Annotated in this window: 13 protein-coding genes; 2 read left to right on the top strand and 11 right to left on the bottom strand. The window is 65.7% G+C overall.

Annotation, left to right across the window (positions count from 1 at the left end):
* Positions 1-2 precede the first annotated feature (2 nt).
* Positions 3-1,802: an ATP-binding protein gene (locus BRADO_RS18550; RefSeq protein ID WP_011926870.1), complete on the top strand. Its 1,800-nt coding sequence runs from the start codon at positions 3-5 to the stop codon at positions 1,800-1,802.
* A 76-nt stretch (positions 1,803-1,878) separates the two neighbouring features.
* Here BRADO_RS18550 and BRADO_RS18545 read toward each other — a convergent pair whose 3' ends face one another.
* The 3 genes from BRADO_RS18545 to BRADO_RS18535 all read right to left on the bottom strand — a co-directional run bounded on the left by BRADO_RS18545 (position 1,879) and on the right by BRADO_RS18535 (position 6,053).
* On the bottom strand, positions 1,879-3,306 hold the full coding sequence (locus BRADO_RS18545) for a caspase family protein (RefSeq protein WP_011926869.1): 1,428 nt from the start codon (positions 3,304-3,306) through the stop codon (positions 1,879-1,881).
* Between the two features lie 180 nt (positions 3,307-3,486).
* Positions 3,487-4,953: a caspase family protein gene (locus BRADO_RS18540; RefSeq protein WP_011926868.1), complete on the bottom strand. Its 1,467-nt coding sequence runs from the start codon at positions 4,951-4,953 to the stop codon at positions 3,487-3,489.
* A 209-nt stretch (positions 4,954-5,162) separates the two neighbouring features.
* A complete protein-coding gene (locus tag BRADO_RS18535) occupies positions 5,163-6,053 on the bottom strand; it encodes a DMT family transporter (protein ID WP_011926867.1) in 891 nt (296 codons plus the stop codon).
* Between the two features lie 216 nt (positions 6,054-6,269).
* On the opposite strand from BRADO_RS18535, the gene BRADO_RS18530 reads away from it, so the two are divergent.
* Positions 6,270-6,491, top strand: a complete 222-nt coding sequence (locus tag BRADO_RS18530) for a hypothetical protein (RefSeq protein ID WP_011926866.1) — start codon at positions 6,270-6,272, stop codon at positions 6,489-6,491.
* A 6-nt stretch (positions 6,492-6,497) separates the two neighbouring features.
* Here BRADO_RS18530 and BRADO_RS18525 read toward each other — a convergent pair whose 3' ends face one another.
* The 8 genes from BRADO_RS18525 to BRADO_RS18490 all read right to left on the bottom strand — a co-directional run bounded on the left by BRADO_RS18525 (position 6,498) and on the right by BRADO_RS18490 (position 23,615).
* Complete coding sequence (locus BRADO_RS18525) at positions 6,498-6,932, bottom strand: hypothetical protein (protein WP_011926865.1); 435 nt, start codon at positions 6,930-6,932, stop codon at positions 6,498-6,500.
* A gap of 55 nt (positions 6,933-6,987) precedes the next feature.
* The gene (locus BRADO_RS18520; RefSeq protein WP_009027414.1) at positions 6,988-7,338 is read right to left on the bottom strand and encodes a hypothetical protein; all 351 of its coding nucleotides are present in this window, start codon (positions 7,336-7,338) and stop codon (positions 6,988-6,990) included.
* A gap of 293 nt (positions 7,339-7,631) precedes the next feature.
* Positions 7,632-8,225 (bottom strand): formyltransferase family protein, encoded by a 594-nt coding sequence (locus BRADO_RS18515; protein WP_011926864.1) that lies wholly within the window; start codon positions 8,223-8,225, stop codon positions 7,632-7,634.
* A 617-nt stretch (positions 8,226-8,842) separates the two neighbouring features.
* On the bottom strand, positions 8,843-13,075 hold the full coding sequence (locus tag BRADO_RS18510) for a tetratricopeptide repeat-containing sulfotransferase family protein (RefSeq protein ID WP_011926863.1): 4,233 nt from the start codon (positions 13,073-13,075) through the stop codon (positions 8,843-8,845).
* A 226-nt stretch (positions 13,076-13,301) separates the two neighbouring features.
* Positions 13,302-15,143, bottom strand: a complete 1,842-nt coding sequence (locus BRADO_RS18505) for a hypothetical protein (RefSeq protein ID WP_011926862.1) — start codon at positions 15,141-15,143, stop codon at positions 13,302-13,304.
* A gap of 563 nt (positions 15,144-15,706) precedes the next feature.
* Positions 15,707-18,952, bottom strand: coding sequence for a hypothetical protein (locus tag BRADO_RS18500; RefSeq protein ID WP_011926861.1), 3,246 nt, complete (start codon positions 18,950-18,952; stop codon positions 15,707-15,709).
* A gap of 537 nt (positions 18,953-19,489) precedes the next feature.
* A complete protein-coding gene (locus BRADO_RS18495; RefSeq protein WP_011926860.1) occupies positions 19,490-21,619 on the bottom strand; it encodes an autotransporter strand-loop-strand O-heptosyltransferase in 2,130 nt (709 codons plus the stop codon).
* 61 nt (positions 21,620-21,680) lie between these two features.
* A complete protein-coding gene (locus tag BRADO_RS18490; RefSeq protein WP_011926859.1) occupies positions 21,681-23,615 on the bottom strand; it encodes an HlyD family type I secretion periplasmic adaptor subunit in 1,935 nt (644 codons plus the stop codon).
* Position 23,616: the final 1 nt, after the last annotated feature.

The raw sequence follows: 23,616 nt of genomic DNA, 5'->3' as shown, positions 1-23,616 counted from the left end.
TGATGCTGCAGACGCCGTCCCATCGCATGCTCCTGGTTGCTGACGATGCGTTCGATCCGTCGCAGGTGTTGAGACGTCTGTTTGCCGCGCATCAACCGCCGATCGATCTCTGTCGCGTGCTGGATCTCGGCGGCGCGCGCGACCGTCTGGCCGCGAGCCGCTACGACTCGGTGATGCTCAGCGCCGCCGCGATCGCAGACCAGGAGGTCGACGCCGTATCGATCCTGCGGGAGATGTCGGTCGCTGCCCCCCTGGTCATGATCGGCGGCGAGCCGGATTCGGCCTCCGGCGTCCAGCCGTTGCGCGCAGGAGCCCGCGGCTTGAACAGCCAAGCAGTGGTCGATTCGGGTCTTCAGTTCGAGCAGCTCCTCGAGGTGTTGCCGGACGCCTTGATCGTGCTGAACGCCCGGCAAGAGGTCGAATTCGTCAATAGGGCGGCGCATCGGCTGTTCGGCAAGGCGCAACAGGATTTCATCGGCGAGCGCGTCAGCTTTTCGGTGACGGAGAACGAGGTCGCCGAGATCGAGGTCTACCGCGACAAGGAGCTGCGGTGCTGCGAGGTTCGGATGACGCCGTGCAAATGGAAGTCGCAGGACGCGCAGCTCTTGCTCATTCACGACGTCACGGAGCGGAAGAGGCTCAACGAGCAGCTGCGCCAGTCGCAGAAGATGGAGGCCGTCGGCGTGCTCGCCGGCGGCATCGCTCACGATTTCAACAATCTGCTTCTCGTCATGATGATCTATGCGGAGATGATCCGCGATGAAGCCGCCACCGACGATCCACGGCTGTCGGACGTGCTCGAGATCATCAGGGCTGTCGATCGCGGCCGCGCCCTCACGCAGCAACTGCTCGCATTCTCGCGCAAGCAGCCGTTGCGCCTGGCGGTGCTCGACCTCGGGGCGGTGATGGCCGAGACCCAGAAGATGCTGCGCCGCCTGCTGCCGAGCAACATCGAGACGATGGCCATGGTCGAGGGCGACTGCTGGCCGGTGCTGGCCGATCGCGGGCAGATCGAGCAGGTGATCATCAATCTCGCCCTCAATGCCCGCGACGCCATGACCTCGGGGGGACGCCTGGAGATCCTGGTCGGCAACCGGACAATTTCGCGCGCGGACGAGGCGGTGCCGCCGGGCGACTATGTCGTGATGTCCGTGATCGACACCGGGGTCGGGATTTCTCCGGCCGATCTCGAGCTGATCTTCGATCCGTTCTTCACGACCAAGAAGCGCGGGAGCGGCACCGGACTGGGGCTGTCGACCTGCTACGGGATCATCAATCAGGCCGGGGGTCATATCAGCGCGGTGAGCAAGGTCGGCGAGGGGACCACGTTCACGGTGCTGCTGCCGCGCGCACCGGCCACGACATCCCAGGAACCCGATCAGCCGCTGCCGGTCCACGCCATCTCTGGCCAGGAAACCATTCTGCTCGTCGAGGACAATTATCAGGCGCTGCGCGCGACCGAGTTGATGCTGCAGCGCGCGGGCTACGCCGTGCTGACGATGACCAATGGCGACGAGGCCTACCGCTTCCTGCAGCAATGCGACCAGGCGATCGACCTTGTGCTGAGCGACGTCGTGATGCCTCAGCTCAGTGGTCCCGAACTGGCGCAGCGCCTCGCCGTGACGCACCCTGAGCTGCCTGTCGTCTTCATGACCGGCTACTCGAACGACCCGATCCTTGGGGAGGCGGGGGATCATCGCATTGGCCGCAGACGTGTGATCTTGAAGCCGTTCAAGCGTGAGGAACTGCTCCTCTTCGTGCGCGAGGCGATCGACCGCAAGCGCAGTGCCGTCTCCGCGTGATCGCCGCATCGCTGGCGTGGAGCGGACGCAGAGGCCCGCGCCTGTCGACGCGGGCCTGCAGGCAGAGCCTGGATCTTCAGCGGCGGAACGCGCCGCCGAGCATGCCGCCCATCATGCCGCCGATGAACGCCGCACCGGCGTCCGGGCCGCTGCTGCGATGATAGCCGCCACCGCCGCCCCCGCTGCTGCGTTGCGCGCGGCGGGCTGGCCGCGGCTCCTCCTCGCTTGCGCTGGCCGTTGACGCGGCCGGGATGATCTCGGCGAGCAGGGCCTTGTGCTGCAGCTTCGTCAGATAGCCGCTCGACGGATAGCCGCGGGCGGCCTGCCAGCGCTTGAGCACGGCGCGTGTCGCCTCGTCGAACTTGCCGCTGGTCTTGGTGTCGAAGCCGAGACCGGTGAGGCGGCGCTGCACGTCGCGGCGCTGGCCCTTGTCGAGACCGATCTGGTCTTCGGTGATCTGCGTGCCCGGTTCGGTGAAGGTCAGGGGATCGACGCCGGTGGTCAGGTTGCGCGTCGTGGTCGACGCGCCGTTCTCGAGAGAAGCGACGCGGGCGAGCGCCAGCGATCTGAACTGACCGTTGGGATAGTTGGTCAGGTACGCCTTGAGCTCCTCGGCCTTGTTGGTGTCTTTGACCGAGCGCCAGAACTCCAATTCGACATCGTTGGCGGGCTGCACGGCAGCGACCGCGACTGGCGGAGCGCCGGCTGCGGTCGCTCCGGTGGCGGCCGGGTTGAGATAGACCGCGCCGATCAGGTTGGTATGGCCCCAGGGCAGCTGTCCCTTGGCGGTCTCCTCGTTCACCTGGGCGCGCACCGCGGTCATCGCCTGCTGGATCTCGACGCCTGGCTCGGTGATGTGGGCGATCAGCGCGCGGGTGAACGGGCTGTTGGTGCCGGCGTCGCCGTCGAGCGCGGTCTGGCCCGGGCCGGTGGCGAACGCGATCAACGTGCCTTCGCCGGACTTCATCTCGGCGAGCCCGGTCTGCACCGAGACGCTGCGCGTCGACGCGTTCGACTTGATCTTGGCGGCGAACGGGTTGTCGCGGCAGGCGTCCAGGAACACCAGCTTGACCTTGGCGTCAGCCAGTGTCTGATCGAGCGTCACGTCGACATTGATCGCGGCGCCGAGCTTCGCGTCCATCTCCGACTTGATGTCGGCATCGATGGGAAGCAGGTAGTTGGTGCCGGAGATCGCGATGCCGTGGCCGGCGTAATAGAACACGGCCACGTCGGCGCCCTGGCTGCGGCGGCCGAATTCCAAGAGCTTCTCGGTCATCTGCTCGCGGTTGAGGTTGGTCCCCTCGACCACGTCGAAGCCGACATTGCGCAGCGTGACCGCCATCGCCCTGGCGTCGACCGGCGGGTTCGGGAGCTGGGCTACGTTCTTGTAGGCGCCGTTGCCGACCACGAACGCCACGCGCCGGTCGGCCTGGGCGGCACCTGCCGCCAGGGCGGACGTCACCAGCGCGAGCACGAGAGCCTGAATGAGGCTGATCCCCCGCATCGGAAAACTCCTTGGTCGAGAGCATGATCGGCAGCCGAGGTCTGCCATCATCTCTACACCAAAAAGCCGTGATTTGCCCACGCCAAATCGATGGTTGCGACGGAAGCCGATCCAAGTCCGGACAGCAAAAAGCCCGCGCCGATGCCGGCGCGGGCTGTTCTGCGGAAAGAAAGACAGGGATTACCGGCGCAGCGCGCTGCCGAGCACGCCGCCCATCATGCCGCCGATGAAGGCGGCGCCGGCGGCATTGCCAGCGTTGTCCTGCTGCGGCGGCGGGTTGCGATAGACCGGCGCGCCCTGCGGCGGTGGATTGCCGGCGGCGACGTTGCCGGCCGGCTTGGGCCGGCGCGGCTTGGCCTCATCGCCGACCGCGGCGGTCGCCGGCGCCGGCTGCGGCTCGGCGAGCAATGCCTTGTGCTGCAGCTTGGTCAAAAAGCCGGTCGAGGGAAAGCCCCGCGCGGCCTGCCAGCGCTTCATCACGCCGCGGGTCTCGTCGTCGAACACACCGGTCATCTTGGTGTCGAAGCCGAGGCCGGTCAGGCGGCGCTGCACATCGCGGCGCTTGGTCTTGTCGAGGCCGATCTGGTCCTCGGTGACCTGGGTGCCTTCCTCGGTGTAGGTCGCGGGGTCGACGCCCTTGGCGACGTTGCGGGTCGCAGTGTTGACGGCGCCGGTCTCGATCGAGGCGATACGGGCCATTGCCAGCGACTTGAACTGGCCGTTCGGATAGGTCTTGAGATAGGCGTTGAGCTCTTCGGGCTTGTTGGAATCCTTCACCGAGCGCCAGAACTCGAGCTCGGCCTCGGCGGCGGTCGGGCTCGCGGTTGCGGCAGCCGGCGTCGCGCCGGCGGTTGCTGCCGTGGTCGCCGCGGGGGCGGCGGAGGGGTTGAGATAGACCGCGCCGATCAGGTTGGTGTGACCCCAGGGCAGCTGGCCCTTGTTGGTCTCCTCGTTGACCTGCGCGCGCACCGCGGTCATCGCCTGCTGGATCTCCACGCCGGGCTGGGCGATGTGCGAGATCAGCGCGCGGGTGAACGGGCTGTTGGCGCCGGCGTCGCCGTCGAGCGCCGTCTGGCCGGGACCGGTCGCGAACGCGATCAAGGTGCCTTCACCCGACTTCATTTCGGCCAGGCCGCTCTGCACAGCGACGCTGCGGGTCGGCGAGTTCGACTTGATCTTGGCGGCGAACGGGTTGTCGCGGCAGGCATCGAGGAACACCAGCTTGACCTTGGCGTCGCCCATGGTCTGGTCGAGCGTCACGTCGATATTGATCGCCGAGCCCAGCTTGACGTCCATCTCCGACTTCAGGTCGGCATCGACTGGCAGCAGATAGTTGGTGCCGGAGATCGCGATGCCGTGGCCGGCGTAATAGAACACCGCGATGTCGGCGCCCTGCGCCTTGCGCCCGAAGTCGAGCAGCTTCTCGGTCATCTTGTCGCGCGTGAGATTGGTGCCCTCGACGACGTCGAAGCCGACATTGCGCAAGGTCGCCGCCATGGCCTTGGCGTCCACGGGCGGGTTCGGCAGCGGCATCACGCTCTTGTAGGCGCCGTTGCCGACGACGAAGGCGACACGGCGGTCGGCCTTGGCCGCCTCGGCGGTCAGCACCATGCAGAGCAGGGACAGGGTGATGGTGAGAAAGCGCATCAGGAGATCCCCCAACGATCAAGCGAAGCGGTCACTGCCCCATTAGTCGCGGATCGCCCGGAAAAGTCTTGTTCCCAAACAAAAAATCTCGTTTTCGCCACAATGCAAATCGGGAGTGTTGCGCGAAGCCAACGCTCGCTGCACGTATACCAACGGTTGCGTGACGAGTGTCACATTCCGGGGGTAAGGGAGTCTCGCCGAGGACCGGCTCAGCCTTGCGATGACGCCTTGATAGCCACCGGTTGCGGCTGCGGGGGCCGGAGGTTCAACAGATTGCCGGCGAGAATCAGCGCGGCGCCCAGCACGGTGAAACTGTCGAGGCGCTCCGAATAGACCAGCCAGCCGACAGTCGCGGTCAAGGGCACGCGCAGGAAGTCCATCGGGATGACGATCGTGGCGTCGGCATAGAGCATCGCGCGCGCCATGCAGAAATGCGAGAAGGTGCCGCAGAGGGCGACCAGCAGGATCCAGCCCCAGGCCGCGGCCGACGGCGGCGTCCACAGCAGCAAGGTTGGAACCGCGCCGGCCACCGCTTGCACCGCCAGCATCCAGAAGATGATCGAGACGGTCGGCTCGGAGCGCGTCAGGAACTTGACCAGCGCGATCGAGATGCCGAAGCCGACGGCGGCCGCCAGCGCAATCAGCTGGCCCGGGTTGATCGCGCCCGTGTCCGGGCGCACGATCACCACGACGCCGACCAGGCCGAGAACGATCGCCGCGAGCTTGAACAAGGTGATGCGCTCGCCAAGGAACGTGGCAGCGAGCAGGGCGGTCCAGATCGGCATCGTGAACTCGATCGCGACCACCTGGCCGATCGGGATCAGGGTCAGCGCGAAGAACCAGCCGAGCTGCGCGCCGTAATGGATCAGGTTGCGGGCGGCGTGCTGCTTGAGCCGCGTCGTGCGCAGCGTGGCTATCCCGCCGCTGAGCGCGATCACCGGCGACAGCATCACCAGGCCGATGAGGCATCGCAGCTCCATCAGCTCGAAGACGTTGAGCTCGCGCATGGCCTCGCGACCGGCCACGGCCATCACCAGCATGAGGCTGAGCCAGCCGGTCATCCAGAGTGCGGCCATCAATTTTGAAGCGGGGCGATTCATGGGGCGGAAGATGCGGGGCAGGCGGAGCGGCTGTATCACCTCGCGTGCAGGGCATTGCAAATGAAATCAACGGTGCAGTGCATCAACGCGCGCTGCTTATTGGCATACGCGGGGCCTGTAAAACTGTCTGGAAAGACCTGCTTAGAAAAACATGGAGTGTGACGGCGTTTCGTCCTAAAGCGACCGCCGCGAAACAGCCAAGGGCAGCTTTGACACATGACCGAACGTGCCGCCTCAGCCGACTTCCTCACCGCCTTTGCCACGGGCTGGCCGGAGCGCGAGCCTCATCTCCTGGTGCTGTCGCTGACCACGCACAAGGGTGTGCAGGACTTCGCCATGACCCGCGAGCAGGCGCTGCTCGTTGCCAAGACCATCAAGCGGACCGCAGCCCAGCTGGCTCCGGCTCCGTCCGCAGGCCAGGGCGCCAAGCGCGCCTGAACGCCGTCACCGCGAGAGCGAGATGTTTGCTGCGCGGAACTGGCTGTCGGCTCGGATCGAGACCGACTGCTTATTGCCGCGGGTGGCCAGCGCGATGTTGGCATTGAAGCCGGCGGTGGTCGCGACCAGCTGGAAGTTGCCGCCACCGCCGCGTCCCTGCAGCACGCCACTGGCGCCGCGGCTGGTCTCGGTCCAGCTGCCCGAGATCGCCGAGCCCTCGGCAATCAGGTCGGCCTGCAGACCGAACTTGTAGGCGTCGCTGGCGCAGGTGAGGGCCAAGCTCATGCGCTGGCCCGATACGCCGTAGGTCGCGCGGCAACGGATTCGTTCAGTCGATCCGTCCTCGAGCGCCACCGTGCCGCTACCTCCCCATGTCCCGGCCATGCCGGTGAAGGGACCGGGATCGGCGCGTCCCGGCGACGCTGCCAGCAGCGTCGACATCAAAACGGCGGCTATCGAGAGCCGCCGTTTGAAGGGGTCCAGGTGAGATCTCTGGTTACAGGCGGGACGCCTGCCAGCGCCCGCTGCAGGGAATCCCCGCCGATGCGCCGTTCCATTTTCCAGAGCCGGAATTGCCGCTGAGCTGACCATTCGCATATGCGCCATTGATTGAGACCTTGACCAGGCCTTCGCGCCCAATGGATCCCGAGACGTTCGCGCCGGCCGCAGAAATCTTACCGTCTGCAACCGTCAGGGTCGAGCTGGCCGTGGGCTCGCAGCTACCGCTGCTGGTGACGATCGTAACCTGCCACTGGCCATCATAGGGCGACTGGGCGAATGCGGGGGCCGCCGAGCTGCCCACCAAAATCGACGCGGCGAATGCCATTCCAATGCGGTCGAGACGCATGAATCTTGTCCCTCGATATCTTTGATGGATCAGCTTATTTGGACAAATTGTGACGAAAATTTGCCGCATTGCCGAAATGCGATTTTATCAAGCAGTTTCAGCCTATTAACGATTAACGCGGAACCCGCTTGGCAGCCATTTGGGCGGTATTGTGAGCGAATTGCGCCTTCGCGCACAACATGAGCAGACCTGCGCCACATCCTGGCGTTGTTCGAACGGCAGTTCGTGATCGCGGCCTGGTCCGACGGTGGATCGCGGCTACGGGCGCGCAGGCTCCGGCGAGGTTTGCTCGGTCAGTGCGGCGTGAGGCTTGGGGCCTTGGTCGCGAACTGCTCGTCCTGCGGCTTGGCGGGGATCGTGCCGGTGGCCTTGGCTGATTCGACGACGTCGCCGAGCAGCTTGAGGCCAAGCGGCGCCAGCGCGCGCTCCCACAATTCGCGAGCGGTTTCGCCCTTCCTGACGAAGCACCAGTCCTGGGCGGCGATGGCGCCGGCGTCCATCCGCTCGGCCAGATGGTAGATGGTGCCGCCCGCGATCGCATCGCCCTCCTTGATGGTCCACTCCACGGCTGCGATGCCGCGGTGACGCGGCAGCAGCGACGGATGGTAGCCGATGCCGCCGAGCTTGGCGGCGGCCACCGCCTCCTGGCTGACACGGGCGTGGCTATGGGCGGTGACGATCAGGTCGGTCCCTGGCGCGATCTCGCTCGCGGGGACGACCTTGGGATCGGCCTGGACGACCACCTCGATCCCGGCCGATCGCGCTGCTGCGGCGAGCCGATCCTCGCCGTCATGCACGACCACGCGTGCGATCTCGATGCCTCTGTCGCGCAGCATATTCAGTGTGGCGACACCGAAATGTCGGGAGCCGACGAGGGTGATACGCATGGTTCGGGATCTTCCATGATGGGGGCGGGAGCGTCCAGTCGGGTCAAACCAAGCCTTGGCGCCGAGGTCAAGCGCCCGCTGCGCCTTCCTCACACCCCAGCCGTCTGGACGGTAACAGGTCAGTCGACCCGTCGGACCCGTGTTCCGAATGACGAGACCCCGTCAAGCCGGTCGATTCGTCCGGTCGCCGAGCGAGTTGGGTGAAGAGCAAGCCGGCGCGGCTCGCGGCCGGCCGTCCGTGCCGATCGCCGGTGCGGCCGGGTCCGGAATGACCTTGCGACGCGGCAAGACGTCTCGGGAACTTGAACTAATGAGCTGAACTATCAGCGTTTCGCCAGGAACGGACAATCCCGCGCTATGCGCTCGTTCAAACCGACACTGCCCGGTCTACGAACGTAGCTCGCGCAAGCCTGAGTTGAACCTAAAGAATACAGCCTTTGGTTGTGTAATTAGCTGCCTCTCTTGCGTAGTAAAATTGAGGCCTGTGCGTATGATGGAGATAATTTCTTAAACGCCCTCCCGCACACTGTCCCTGCCGCTCCGCCGCGCGGCCGGATAGCCGGGTGCCGCGCCTGTCACCGATCCCTGGGCAACAGCACCCGGTTATTTGCCGGCGGTCAGTCCGCTTCCGGCGGCGGAGGCGGGTAGGCGATGCCGAGCGCCTCGCACAGCGGTCCGAGATGCTTCTCGTAGCGGCGCCAGCTCCCGATCGAGCGCCGGTAGATCGGTTCGCGCACCTGCATCAGGCTCGCGGTCCGCACCATGCGCTCGGTCTGATGGAAATCGAGGCAGGCATCCTCCCAGTCGAGCCCGCAATGGGCGAGCACGCGGCGTGAGACGCCCTCGAGGTCGTCGACCAGATCCTCATATTGCACATCCATCAGGATGCCAGGCGGCAGCACCTTGTGCCAGTGCTCCATCACGCCCTCGTAGCCGCGGTAATAATGACCGAGCTCGGTCAGGTCGTAGGCGAAGGGCTGCGACCCCGTGAACAGCAGCTGATAGCATGACACGCAATTGTCGAGCGGGTCGCGTCGCGTATTGATGATCCGGGCGCGCGGGAATGCCGCGTGGATCAGTCCGACGAAGATGAAGTTCAGCGGCATCTTGTCAACGATCCGCTCGGCCCCGGGCGCGAGCACGCGCACGCGGGCGGTGTACTCCTGTCCGAGCCTCGTCATCTCCTCGGGCGGGAGCAGGGCGACCAGGTCGGGATAGGCTGGAATGACCTTCTGGCGACTGGCGCATTCGCCGACCAGATCCTTGAAGGTCTCGAGCTCGCCGGCACCGAACACCTTGGAATGGCTCGCCAGCACCTGCTCCATGAGCGTGGTCCCGGAGCGCGGCATGCCGACGATGAAGATGGGCGCCCAGGAGTCGTCGCCATGCCCCGCCACAGTGCGGAAGAACTCGGGCGTGAAGCGGGCGGCGACGTTTTTCATCATCGCGAGCCGCTGCTCGGAATCGTAGTCGAAGCTCTTGCGCTTGAGCGTATTGGCCTTGTGCAAGTGCGAAAAGGCGGCGTCGTAGTCCTTCAGGTCGGACAGCGCCTTGCCGAACGCGAAATGGGCCGCGATCTGCTTTTCCTGGTCGAGCTGGTCGACGCGCTCGATCAGCGCCTTCAGGGCCGGCAGCCGGCTGTCGTCCGGCTTGAACTTCGACATGTTCGCGAGATTGAGGTGGATCGGCGCGTCGTCCGGCGCCAGTTCCAAGGCCTTCTGGAACGCCGCGGTCGCCTCCTCGAAACGCCCGAGCGCCTGATAGGCGACACCCAGATTGTTGTAGGAGCCGAAGCGCTCCGGCTTGATCTTGATGGCCAGAAGGTTCTGCTCGATCGACTGCTCGAGCTGATTCAGCTCCAGGAACGCATTGCCGAGATTGCCATAGGCGTCGGCGTAGTCCGGCCTGCTTGCGATCGCGCGCTTGTAGTGCTCGATCGCGCGCTCGCGATGACCCTGGCGCAACAGGACGTTGGCGATGTTGTTGTGGGTCTCGGCATGCTCGGGACTGAAGTCGAGAACCTTGAGGTAGTGCTTCGCCGCCTCGATGTCTTTCCCCGCCGTGTAGAGCAGGTTGCCGAGCGCGAAATGCGCGTCGAGGTGCTGCGGCTTGTTGTCGATCGCCCGCCGCAGCAGCGCCGTCGACTCCTCGATCAGGCCCTGGTTCTGCCGAACCATCGCGAAGCCGTAGAGAATGCCGGGATGGCTCGGCGAGAGTGACAATGCGGTCTCATAGTGCTGGACCGCGGCCTCGTAGCGGCCTGCGGAGGCTTCGACGGCGCCGATGCTGCCATGGGCCTCGGCGGATTTGTCGTTCACCGCGACCGCGCGCTGGAAATAGTCCTTGGCCTCGTCGAGGCGGTTGGCGGTGGTGCGGATCATGCCGAGGCCGACGAGCGCATCGAAATTGGTCGGCTGGCCGGCCAGGATCAGCTTGAGGATCTGCTCGGCATCGCCGAGCTCGCCGCGCATCTGCAATTTCTTGGCGACCGCGACGACGCCGTCCGCCAGCGTCTGCAGCGATGCGAGGCGCGTCGCGTCGAACGGGCGCGAGTCCGTCGGCGGCGTGACCACCGGCGGCGCGACGTTGGCCGGCTGAGGCTGGGCCACACCGGCGATCGCCTCGGCGATGGTCGGCCTGATCGCCTCGGTGCCGAGCGCGTCGAGCAGGGGCTTCAGACGGTCGCCATACATGCGCCAGCGGCCGACGGATCCACTGAACAGCGGCTTGCGCACCTGCACAAGGCTTGCGGTGCTCACCGGCCGCTCGGTCTCGTGGAACGACAGGCAGGCATTGTCCCAGTCGAGACCGCAATGGGCGACGATCTTGCGGGCATTGGGCTCGAAGTCGCGCACCACGTCCTCGTAGGACACTTCCAGCATGACGTCCCGCGGCAGGACCGCCCGCCAGTGACTCATGAGGCTCTCATAGGCCCTGAAGTAGCGCCCGAGCTCCGCCAAGTCGTAGGCGAACGGCTGCGGCTCGGCAAACAGCTGGGTGTAGCAGGACAGGCAGGTATCGATCGGATTGCGTCGGACATGAATGATCCGGGCATTCGGCAGCGCGAGATGGATCAGACCGGCGAACAGGAAGTTCGACGGCATCTTGTCGACGATGCGCCTGGTGTCGTCCGGCAGGTCCGCGAAACGCTTGAGATAGGCGTTCGCCAACGTCCCGAAGTCCGCGTCGGACAGATTGGCGAGCATCTCAGGAAATTCGCCGCGAGCCCGATCGGTGAACAGCCCGGCCGCTGCCGCGAAATAGTTGACCTCGCCGGCGCCATGCACGGCGGGATGGCTGGCGATCATCTGCTCGACCAGGCTGGTGCCGGAGCGCGGCATGCCGATAATGAAGACCGGCGCTTGCGACGGATCTCCGTGGCCCGCCCGCGCCTGCAGCAGGTCCTTCGAGAACACCGCGCGGATGCGCTCGATCTGGCGCAACGTCTGGTTCTCATCGTAGTTGATGCGCCGCCGCTCGAGGCCGTTTCCGGCGTTGAGATGGAGCAGCGACCGCTCGCCGTCCTTAATGTCGGCATAGGCCCGGCCGAGCGTGAAGTGCAGCGCGATGCGGCCGTCCTCACTCAGCGTCTCCGGGCTCGCCGCCTGCTCGAGGAGCGGAGCCCAGCGCTGGTCGTCGACCGTGAACGGTTTGACGATGCCGTAGTTCAGGTGAACGCCGACGTTGCGGGGATTGACCGCCAGCGCCATCTGGTAGGCTTGTGCCGCCTCGTCGAGCCGGCCCAGGATCATCAGCACGCCGGCCAGATGGTTCATCGTGGTGACATCGCGCGGGTCATGGCTGAGGGCGGTGCGATAGCTCGCGATCGCCTCCTCGAAACGCTTCACGTCGCGCAGCGTGTCGCCGCGGTTGCGGTGGGCCGTCGCGTAGTCGGGACGCCTGCGCAGAGCTTCAGCGTAGTGAGCCAGCGCCTCGTCCGATCTGCCGCGCGATTGCAGCGCGTTGGCGAGATTGTTGTGCGCCTCGGGGAAGTCCGGGCGTTCGGCGATGGCGCGCTCGTAGTGGAAGATCGCGGCCGGCCAGCTGTTCATCTCCAGGTGGAGATTGCCGAGATTGTAGTGCGCCTCTGCCAGATGAGGACTCACGGCAAGCGCCTGCTGATAGGTGCGGATCGCCGCATCAGCCTGGCCGATCGCCTGCTGGCAGCCGCCGATGTTCAGCAGCACGACCGGCGCATTCGGCTGGATTGCCAGCGCCCGCTGGTAGTGGGCAATCGCCTCGGCATGCCGCCCGAGCATGCGGCAGGCGTCACCCAGGCTGCCGGCGGCGGCCGCGAAGTTTGGCCGTGCCGCGAGCGCGGCCTCGTGATGCGACAGCGCGCGCTCGAATTGGCCGAGCCGCTGCAGCGCGAAACCGAGGGCCTGATGCGCGTCGGCGTCGTTGGGGTGTGCGGCCAGCGCCAGCTCGAGATGTCGCACGGCGCCGACGGAATCACCGAGGCTCGTGAGCGCGCTGCCGAGCAGAAGCCGCGCTTCGCCGGATTGATCGTCGAGTTCGACGGCGCGTTGCAGATGCGTGCTCGCCTTGGCGAGATCGCCGAGACCTCCATAGGTCTTGCCGAGCGACAAATGCAGCTCCGCGGACTCGCCGGCTTCCTCCGCGGCCTGGTCCAGCAGCTTCCGCGCCTCATGCGTATCGCCGAGTTGCAGCCGGACCATTGCCAGGCTGCACAGCGTCCGGAAGTGCCGGGGCTGGAGCTCCAGCACCTTGCGATAAGCCTCTTCGGCGACGCGCAACGCGCGTTCGTTGATCGCGGCTGACGGCGCTTGTCCGTCATCGGCGGTCGCGGAGACGAGGCGAGGGCGGATGGCGACGGCGAGCTCGTTCATGTGCACAACTTACTGAATGTTCGACCGAAACCGTTGTCTGGGCGGAATGAAGCGAAACGGAGGCTAAGGCGAGGCCGAACGCGATCGATGGTCTAGAAACGTTCGACCGGCGCGGGTGACACGTTCGTGCTCTTCGGTCTGCTCGGGATCGCTTGCTCCCGAAAGCGACAACGCCGGCACAGATGCAATCTGTGCCGGCGGAAGCGAGAATGCGTCGCGGACGGGCTCAGCCCCACATGTGATGCATCGCGTGGTGGTGCGACATGTCCGCAGCGCCCGCCGCCGCACCCGCCGTGGCAGCCGCAGCTGCCGCCGCCGTATGATGGTCGTGGCTGTGATGGTGGTGGTGACAGTGATGCGTCGTGGTCGTCTGATTGTTGCCGGTGTTATTACCGGTGCCGGTATTGCCGCCGGTCGTACCTCCGCCGGCGGCACCGCCGCCCGTCGTGCCTCCGCCGGTGGTGCCACCGCCCGCGGCTCCGCCGCCTGCAGCACCGCCTCCTGCAGCGCCGCCGCCCGCAGCTCCGCCACCGGCCATCCCGCCGCCGCCCGGCGTGGTCGTGCTCGCAGGCGTGCCGCCGGTACCGTTGGCGATGTTCGGGTTGGCGCCTGCCGGCGCGCCCGTGCCCATCGCGATGCCGTTCACGGCGGTGGCGGTCAGGAATGACGTGGCCGAACCCACGTAGTCCACGCCGCCGATCGCGATGTTGTTGCCGCCGATGTCGCCGGCATTGCCGATGAAGTTGGCCGCTGCGGCCTTGAGCATGGCCTGGTCGGTCGCCAGCGCGGCGCCGGTATCACCGTTCATGATGCCCATCAGCGCCTTGGTCGCCATGGCGGAGTCGGACTGCAGCGCGCCCGCGGCGAGCTCGTTGTCGAAGCGGCCCTGGAACACGGCGCCTTGCGCATTGTTGAACTGCACGCCGAAGTTCTGGTAGTTCGCGATCTGTGTGATGATGTCCTGGGTCGCTGTCGCGGTGCCGTTCGCGACGGCGTTGAGCTTGGCGCCAAGAGTATTGGCTTCGGCGAGGAACGAGGCCCAGAAGTTGGTCTGAACCTGGTTGTCCTGGAAGCGGGTCACCGTGCCCGTCAGGCCGCCCGGCATTTCCGAGAAGCCGCCGCCATGCCCAGGCGTTCCCGTTCCGCCCGCGGCCTTGTTGAGGGTCGCGTCGTTCTGGAAAACGTCGATCATGTCCAGAATGTTGTCGGCGGTGCCGCGCAGGGCGGTCGGACTAGCCTGGGTCTCAGCACTGTCGTACTTGTTGAGCTGCAGGCCGATCTGGCCGGCCAGCGTCATCAGATGCAGCGTCGTGGTCTGAGCGTCGACGGCGGTCTGACCCGCCTCGAGCGCAGCGAGCTTCGCGGGATCGTTGATGATGGCCATCAGGCCCTGCTGGACCGCGGTGAAGTCGGCGGTGATCTGGCCAAGAGTGTTGGCGCTGATGCCACCGAGCGCGAGGTCGGCTGCCGCATTGAAGACCTGGCCGATGGCCGCGAGGTCACCGCCGGTGGCGGCCGCGAGATTGGCCGTGCCGTCATTGCCTGCGGGAAGCGATTGGAACGCGACGTCCATTGCGCCGGTATTGGCGAGGAACTGCACGTTGTTCAGCGCCGAGGACAGATGCGCATCGCCCTGGATCTGCTGCAGGATCATCTGCTGCACGTTGTGAATGGTCTGGTCGGCCTCGGCCAGCGTGTTGGGATTGGTCGTGTTCGGCGCAGCGTTGATCAGCGTCGTGATCTCGTTCTGCACCTGCGTCAACACGGCGGTGTCCGTGGCGTTGAGCGTGAACGCCTTGCCGCCCAGCGTCACCTGGCCCGGATTGGCCAGCATCGCGGCGATGTCGTTCTGCACGGCATGCAGATCGGTCGTGTAGCTGCCGAGGAAAGGATTGGAGTTGCCGCTGTTCTGCGGTGTGGAGAACAGGCCCGTCGAAATGCGAACGGCGTCGTTGAACACGACACCGGCCTGGACGAGGTCGGTCGAAAGGTTCAACGCCGAGGCGCGAACCAGCAGATTGGACGTGCCATTCGCCAGCGCCGTCGGGTTGAAGGTATTGGCTGCCATCACATTATCTCCCCAAGTTTCAACCCGGCGTCAGCTGCTTGGCGGATTGGGCAGCACGCGGGCGTTGATCGGGCTGCGACGCCTCGTTCACTCCTCTCGGAGCGGGCGAAATGTCGCGGCCTCAGAGCACTTGGGAATTATTTGCTCCAATGGGGCCAAAAGAAGCGTCGCCGAGTCCTCAAACGTGATGATGTTCGGGCATGCGCCTGGTGTCGCAGCCGGGGCACGGAAACCCATAGAAATGTTCTAACTCGTTGATTTCAGTCGTGGCATCCTTGCAACATATGCTGTGGGTGGAATTTCGGTACACGGTCCCGACAAGAAGTTGCCCCGATCTTGCGACCGGTTCCCGGTCTCACCCTGGAATCCCTCCAACGCGTGGCGACTCGGTTTGTGGGGTAGGGGTCGTGCATCTTTCCTGATCGCTGTGGCTCTCCCTTAACCTGCGGGCCGGCGCTCTCGGTCCGGTCCTTCCCTTTGTTCTCTTATGAGAGCGCCAGGAGGAGGACTCCTTCTGGCGCTCTCGCAACGTGACTGTCGTGAGCAGAATGACTGCCTGGACCTCAGGCCCACATGTGATGCAGCGCGTGATGTTGCGACATGTCGGGTGCGGCGGCAGCGGCAGCAGCCTGGCTCGCATGCGTGCCGTGCGTGCTGTGGTCGTGATGATGGTGGTGGCTGTGATGCGTGTTGTTGGCGGTGCCGCTCGACGTGCCGCCGGTCGATGTCCCTCCCGCACCCGTGCTGCCGCCGTTCGCGCCTCCGGCCCCGCCTGCGGTCGACGTTCCGGCAGCCGCAGTGCCGCCCGTGCCGTTGGCGATGTTCGGCGTCGCCGTGACGGGAATGGTGCCCTGCGCGGTGCCCTTGATCGACGTGGCCGTCGAAACCGTCGTGGCCGTGCCGACATAGGTGCCGCCATTGACCGGGATGTTGTTGCCCGACACGTCCATTGCGTCGGCCGCAAAACCCTGGCCGGCGGCAGCGATCATCGCCTTGTCGGCAGCGAGTGCAGCACCCGTATCTCCGTTCAGGATGCCCTGCAGGCCCTTCACGGCGGCGGCCGTATCGGCCTCGAGCGTGCCGCTGAGCAGCTCGTTGTCAAAGCGGCCCTGGAAGACGGCGCCCTGTGCGGCGTCGAAATTGGCGCCGAACTGCTGGTAGTTCTGGATCTGCGTGATCAGCGCAGCGCTCGCCTGGGCACCACCGGTCGCGATGTGCTGCAACGTCGTGTTGATGGTGTTGGCTTCGGCGAGGAAAGCCGCCCAGAAGTTCGTCTGCGCCTGGTTGTCCTGGAACTTGGTGACCGTCCCCTTGAGCCCGCCCGGATCCTCGGCGAAACCGCCGGCGTGACCCGCATTGCCGTTGCCGCCCGCCGCGATGTTCAGGTTGGTGTCACCCTGAACAATGTCGATAATGTCGAGCAGGTTGTCGGCCGTGCCGCGCAGAGCAGCCTGGTTGCCGGTGGTCGCGGCCTGATCATACTTGTTCAGTTGCAGGTTGATCTGGCCGAGCGCCGTCTGCAGATGGATGGTGGTCAGCGCAGCGGCATTGGCCGTCTCGCCAGCCTCGATCTGCGCGAGCTGGGTCTTGTTGTTGAGGATGGCCGTCAGACCGTGTGACACGGCCGTGAGGTCCGCGGTGACCTCGGCGAGATTGCCGGTGTTGATGCCGCCCGAGGCGACCTCGACAGCCTTGTTGAAGACGAGACCGACGTCCTTCAGGCTGTTGCCCGCGGTGGCCGCAGCGAGGCTCGCAGGATCGTCCGCGCCCGCGGGCGACGTCTGGAACGCAACGTCCTGCCCGCCGGTGTTGGCGAGGAAGGGGACGTTGTTCAGCGCGTTGGCGAGATGCGCGTCGTTGTGGATCTCGCCGAGGATCTCCTGCTGCAGCGCGTGGATGGTCTGGCTCGCCGTGGCCGCCGTGCTGGCGTTGGCGAACTGTCCCGCGGCCTGCAGCAGCGTACCGAGCTGCCCTTCGACATTGGTCAGCACCGCCGTGTCGGTGGCGTTCAAGGTGAAGGTCTTGCCGCCGAGCGTGACCTGACCCGGGTTGGCCAGCATCGCCGCGATATCGGTCTGCACCGCCGTAATGTCGGCCTGGTAGCTGGAGAGGAAGGTCGGCGAGTTGCCGCTGTTGGCGAGGCTGAACAGGCCGAGCGAGGCGCGAACCGCGTCGTTGAAGACGACGCCGGCCTGCACCAGGTCGGTCGAGTGCTGGATCGCGGTGGCGCGGGTCAGCAGGTTCGACGTGCCGTTGGCGAGCGCCGTCGGGTTGAAATTGACGGCAACCGGCGCCGGCGTGGTGGTGGACGAAGTCGTCCCGCCGGTGCCATTGGCGATGTTCGGCGTCGCTGTCACCGGAATGGTGCCTTGGGCGAGGCCGTGCACGGAGGTGGCGCCCGACACCGTGGTCGCCGTGCCGACATAGGTCGCGCCGCCGATCGCGATGTTGTTGCCGGACACGTCCATGGCGTCGGCCGCAAAACCCTGGCCGGCCGCTGCGAGCATCGCCTTGTCGGCCGCGAGCGCGGCACCCGTATCACCGTTGAGAATGCCCTGGAGGCCCTTCACCGCCGCCGCCGAGTCCGCCTCGAGCGTGCCGCTCAAGAGTTCGTTGTCGAAACGGCCGCGGAAGACGTTGCCCTGCGCGGCGTCGAAATTGGCGCCGAAGGCCTGGTAGTTCTGGATCTGCGTGACCAGGGCCGCACTAGCTTGCGCGCCGCCGGTGGCGATCTTCTGCAAGGTCGCGTTGATGGTGTTGGCTTCGGCCAGGAACGCGGCCCAGAAGTTGGTCTGCGCCTGATTGTCCTGGAACTTGGTGACGGTGCCGGTCAATCCGCCCGGATCTTCCGCAAAGCCGCCCGCATGGCCAGGCATGCCATTGCCGCCGGCTGCCGTGTTGAGGTTGGCGTCGCCCTGGATGATGTCGATGCTGTCGAGCAGGTTGTCCGCCGTGCCGCGCAACGCTGCCTGATTGCCGGTGGTCTCCGCCTTGGCGTACTGATTGAGCTCGAGGTTGATCTGTCCGAGCACCGTCTGCAGATGGATCGTGGTCAGCGCAGCGGCGTTGGCCGTTTCGCCGGCCTCGATCTGCGCGAGCTGGGTCTTGTTGTTGAGGATGTTGGTCAGGCCCTGCGAGATCGCAGTCAGGTCGGTCGTGACCTCCTGGAGATTGCCGGTGTGGATGCCGCCGGAGGCGAGATCGACCACCTTGTTGAAGACGAGACCGACGTCCTTCAGCGTGTTACCCGCGGTTGCCGCCGCCAGCGTCGCGGCGTCATCGGCGCCGGCCGGCGTATTCTGGAAGGCAACGTCCTGGCCGCCGGTGTTGGCGAGGAAGTTGACCTTGTTGAGCGCGCCCGACAGATGCGCATCGCCGTTGATCTCCTGCAGGATCTCCTGCTGGACGGCATGCAGCGTCTGGTCAGCCGCTGCCATGGTCGCCGCGTTGGTGGTCTGGCCCGCGGCGGTGATCAGGGTCGAGATCTGCGCCTGCACGTTGGTGAGGACGGCGGTGTCGGTGGCGTTCAGCGTGAACGTCTGGCCACCCAGCGTCACCTGGCCGGGATTGGCGAGCATGGCAGCGATATCGTTCTGCACGGCGTGCAGATCGGTGGTGTAGCTGCCGAGGAATGGATTCGAGTTGCCGCTGCCTGCCTGCGAGAACAGGCCGAGCGAGGCGCGGACCGCGTCGTTGAACACGACGCCGGCCTGGACAAGGTCCGTCGACAGATTGAGCGCGGACGCACGCACCAGCAGGTTCGACGTTCCGTTGGCCAGAGCCGTCGGGTTGAAGGTGTTATTCGCCATGGATCATCTCTCCCCAAGTTCATCCGACGCCCGGCAGGGCCTCGTACCGACACTGGCCAGTCGATGCGGAACTGCATCGGCCCTGCCGCAGGACACGCCGCGCGCGAGATGCGCCTTGCGTCCGTGCGCCGCTGTGTCGCGCGGTCCCTCGCCGCGCGCTACTTTGTCGCACGCGGCTATATGGTCGAAGCAATCGGGCCAAAAGAGGCGTCGGGGAGTCCGCAAATATGTTGTTGTTCGGGCATCGCGGAGCTGTGATCGATTTGCCGAACGCCCCGCCAAGTGATTGATTTTCAGTGGCAAGCAACGAATGCGGGTAATGGTCGTCCGAGTCGATGCACATTTTCTCGTCAAGATGCTGCCAGCATCTCGCCGATGACCGGACGCTATTGCGAATGGCTCGCAAAGTTTGTCAAGACTCGGCGGACGAATCTGCGAGTGACAATCAGTCACGTAACGCGGCTGGTGCGCCGGAGAGCGGTCATCGTGCTGACAGATTGAGTTGTCTGCGGTGATTTGCCGAGCTGCAGGCCACGTTCAGGCCGATGGCGCGACTTGGCGCTGCGCGAGCAGGGCAGCCCGGATCTTCTGGAGCAGGCTGGTGTAGAGCGCGTTCCAGCCCGGATCCTGCCCGTTCGCATCGAGCTCGCGCTTGGTCAGGCCGAGGCTGATCCGGTAGACGGTCAGGGCGCCATCGATATTGCCGAGAGGAAGGAAGGCGTCGCCAAGATTTTGGTAGGACGTTGCCAGCGCCTGCTGCAACGGCGAATCGTCGGGTGCGGCGTTGGCGAGCTGCGTGACGACGGCTGCGTTGTTGCGACGCTGCTCGAAGGCTTCGGCGTGGCGGCCCTGGGCCCCGAGCACGTCGGCCAGCAGCGCGTGGCACCAGGCGAGATCGCGGCGGAAGCTGAGATGGGCGGGATGAGCAGCCGTCAGTTTCTCGATGACAGCCAGGCTGGCGGAATAGGCCGCGTGTGCGCCCTGGAGATTGCGCTGAACGAACAGCACGGCGCCGATCCGGTTCAAGGCGACGGACAGGTTGCGCTGGAAGCCGGCATTGTCCGGATCGGCCTGCGTCAGCCGCCGGACGATATCGATGCTCTGCTTGTAGTTCTGCAGGGCACCGGGGAGATCGCTGGCCCTTGCGTTGCGGTCGCCTTCTGAAATCTGTGCGGCGGCCTGATCCAGCAAAATGCCGGCGGCCACGGTCACGCCTGAAGCGAGGCCGCCATGCGGAACCTCTCCGCGCGGCTGCGCCAGCACGGCAGCGAGTGCAATCGGCTGATCCTTGCCGGCTGCGCCCGGAAAACCCGCGGCGAGCGGCGGAGCGTTCGTCGGCTGGGTCAACTGCTGCGCCGCCGGCGGCCCGGGCGGCTTGGGGAGCAATCCCTGCCCGAAGCCCGGCACTCTGCGCAACATGCCTTCGACCTGCTTAGCCTTGATCAGGCGCGTGCATTCGAACTGCCGCGGCGTGTCCTTCCAACGCGGACACCACAGCGCGTCGGTGTGGTCGAAGCGGTGACGCGCATCATTCCAGCAGCTGTTGCAGGCGTGCCGATTGATAACGCGGTAAGGCGTCGCAAACTCGTTGATCGGATCAGTGAAGCCGCTGATCAGCACCACGGGCGTGCCCACGGCCCAGGCGAGCCAGGACAGGCCCGAGGACAGCCCGATGAAGACGTCGGCGTGCCGCAGCCAGCGCGCGCGCTCCCGCAGCGGTCGTTCGCCGGTCTGGTCCTCGGCGTCAGCGGGAATCCGGGTGCGGAAATCGCCGCGGCTGCTCTCCGCTTTCTGATCGATGCAGATCACGCGATAGCCGGTGGCCTTGAGGAAGTCCACGAGGCTGTGCCAGCCTTCAGGATTGTTCCAATGCTTGCATTGGGTCGTGGCCTGCACGGCGATGCAGACATACGGCTCCGCGATCGGTCGGCTGTTGTCATCGAGCGCAACGCGCGGCGGGCGTTCCGCCGGATCGACGCCGAGAATATGGGCTGCAGTGCGATGCAGGCCGACCTGCCGGAAGTCGCAAGGCTGATACACCTGGGCGGCGTCGTCGAAGAACAGGGCGACGGAGTAGGTGGCGTAATAGCGCTCAGCCTGAATCTGATCGTGTGTGACGAAGGCGACGTCGGGATAGGCGGCCTGGAACAGCGCGATCAGCGGCTCGCCCAGCGCGCAGGTCAGTCGGCACTTGTGCATCTCCTTGAACTTCATCGCGTAGCCGAGCCAGCCGATGATGTCGCCGATGGTGCCGATCGGAAACTGGATCAGGATGTCGCGCCCGCTGGCGTCGTAGTCGTGGCGCAGCAACAGAGTCTGCGCGGACCAGACCTCGAGCCTGAAGGGCACGAAATATCGTTTGTTGCTGTTGACGTGCCCCGAGCGAAGCTCGATGTCGAACAGGACATTCGCGGTCTCGAGATCGCTCAGCCGGACGCGCCACGCCTGTCCGGTGTCGGGCAGCATCACCCGGCAACCGTCGTTGAAATCGAACCGAAGCCCCTGGGGGCCTTCCTGAGTCGGAACGGCCGCTGGTGGCGGCAGTCGCGGCTTCGCAAGCCGCTCCGCCGTACCGGCCGAGACCATCTGTCGGCCATCCGCTGGCGGGATCGCAACTGGCGGCACCATCGTCGCGCCCGAGGCGCGGGGAAAATTTGCAATCGTCATGCTGATCGGCCGAGCCGGTCTGCGTCCCTTGCGGACGCAGCCCGTGACATGTCAGATCTTGTTACTCCACGAAGGCACGGCGCCACTGATCGAGAACGGGCTTCATCAGGTAGCTGAGCATCGTCCGGCTGCCGGTCTGGACATAGACCTCCGCCTGCATGCCCGGCTTCAGATTGACGTCGCCGAGCCGCTTCCGCTCCTCATCCGGCAGCGTGATCCTGACCGTGTAGAAGGTGGAGCCCGTGCGCTGGTCGTTGGTAATATCCGGCGAGACGAACGAGACCTGGCCGCTCAACTTCGGCGTCGTGTGCGAGTTGAAGGCATTGAAGTGCACCATCGCGTCCTGTCCGGTGTGGACGTGATCGATGTCCTTGGGCTGAACGTGCCCTTCGACCTGCAGCTCGTCCGAATCGGGCACCAGCTCCATGATGGTCTCGCCCGGCTTGATGACGCCGCCGATGGTGTGAACCGCGAGCTGGTGGATGGTGCCCGAATTCGGCGCGCGCATCTCGATGCGGTCCAGCTGGTCGCGTGCGGCCACGCCCTTTTCCACCAGGTCGCCTTCCTTGGCCTGCGACTCGCTGAGGTCCTTGACGACCTCGCTGCGGAAGTCCTGATCGATCTTGACCGTCTGCAGCTCTGCCTCGCTGATCTTGGATCGCGTTTCCGCGACGCTCGACACCAGCTGTCCGCGCTCGCCGTCGATCCGCGCGGCTTCCCGCTGCAGCGTTGTGAGCCGGGTCAGCGGGACGAGGCGCTTGTCGTAGAGATCCTGCACGCCGGCAAGCTCGCCCTTGATGAGGTCGATCTGCTTGGTCTTCGAATCGAGCTGCGCCTCCATGCCGCTGATCTCGTTGTTGAGCTGGACGATGCGTCCCTGCAGCAGCTCCTTCTGGCTCTTGCGCGTGACCGCGCGGGCCTTGAACAGCGCGTTTTCCGATGCGATGACGGCGCGAATGTTCGGATCGTCGGTATGTGAGGTCAGCGTGGCCGGGTATTCCGGCTGCTCCAGACCATCGCGCTCAGCCGACAGGCGCGCGATCTTGGCGCGCTGCTCGTTGAGCTGCTTGGTGATCGATTGCAGCTGCGCCTGGCTCTGCGTCGCATCGAGCCGGACGAGCAGGTCGCCGGCGGCGACGCGCTTGCCGTTGTCGACCTTGATCTCGGCGATGATGCCGCCGGTCGGATGCTGGATGGCCTTCACGTTGGACTGCACGACGAGATTGCCGGGAACGACGACTGCGCCGGCCAGCGGCACCAGCGTCAGCCAGCCGCCGCCGAACACGGCCGCGACCAGCAGGACGCGCAGGCCGAGACGCAATTCGTTTTCGAACATCCGGCCGACGCGCGGAACGAGCTGCTCGTCCGAATCATCGTCGAGATCGGCCGCGGTTCCCTGCGCCGCAATGAACGTCATGCCGGTCGTCAACGCGGTGCTGGCGGTTCCAACGAGGCGGCGCACGCCGGTCTGCGGCACGGCCGGCGCCTGACCAAGGCGGGCAGGGAGGTTCTGCTGCCCCAGTCGCGGCGCGTCACCGAAGCCGGCGTCGCGACGTGCCTCTCGGACGTCGAGCACAGGCATATTGTTGTTGTTCGGCATGTGCGCAGGCGCATGGCGCGGTGGCGGTGTCAGCTCCGGCTCGCGTCCGCGCGCCGGCGCGGGCCTCTGCCAGTCCATCTCGCGGATGCCCTCGCGATGACGCTCCCGCTGAGCCTGGCCGCCGAGTCCGAACAGCGAGAGCGCGCGGCCCATGGTGCTGCCCTTCTTCTTGCGCGGCTTGACGCGCGTCTGCGCCGGCGGTGGACGCCGCCGCTTCTTGCCGCCGTCGCGGCCGCCACGACGTGCCCGCGGGTCCTCGTCCGAGCCCTCGTCGAAGGCGCCCTGCAATCGCTGCAACTCGAGTATCAGCGCATCGCCCTGGGGACCGACAGCACGGGTCTTCGGTCGCACATAGTCGTCGTCATCGAAGGGCCTGAAGTCGTTGATGTGTTTCATT

Source organism: Bradyrhizobium sp. ORS 278 (assembly GCF_000026145.1).
In the GTDB taxonomy this organism is placed as follows: Bacteria; Pseudomonadota; Alphaproteobacteria; order Rhizobiales; family Xanthobacteraceae; genus Bradyrhizobium.
Note: the sequence above shows the minus strand (reverse complement) of the source record. Positions and strands in the feature narration are given on the sequence as shown.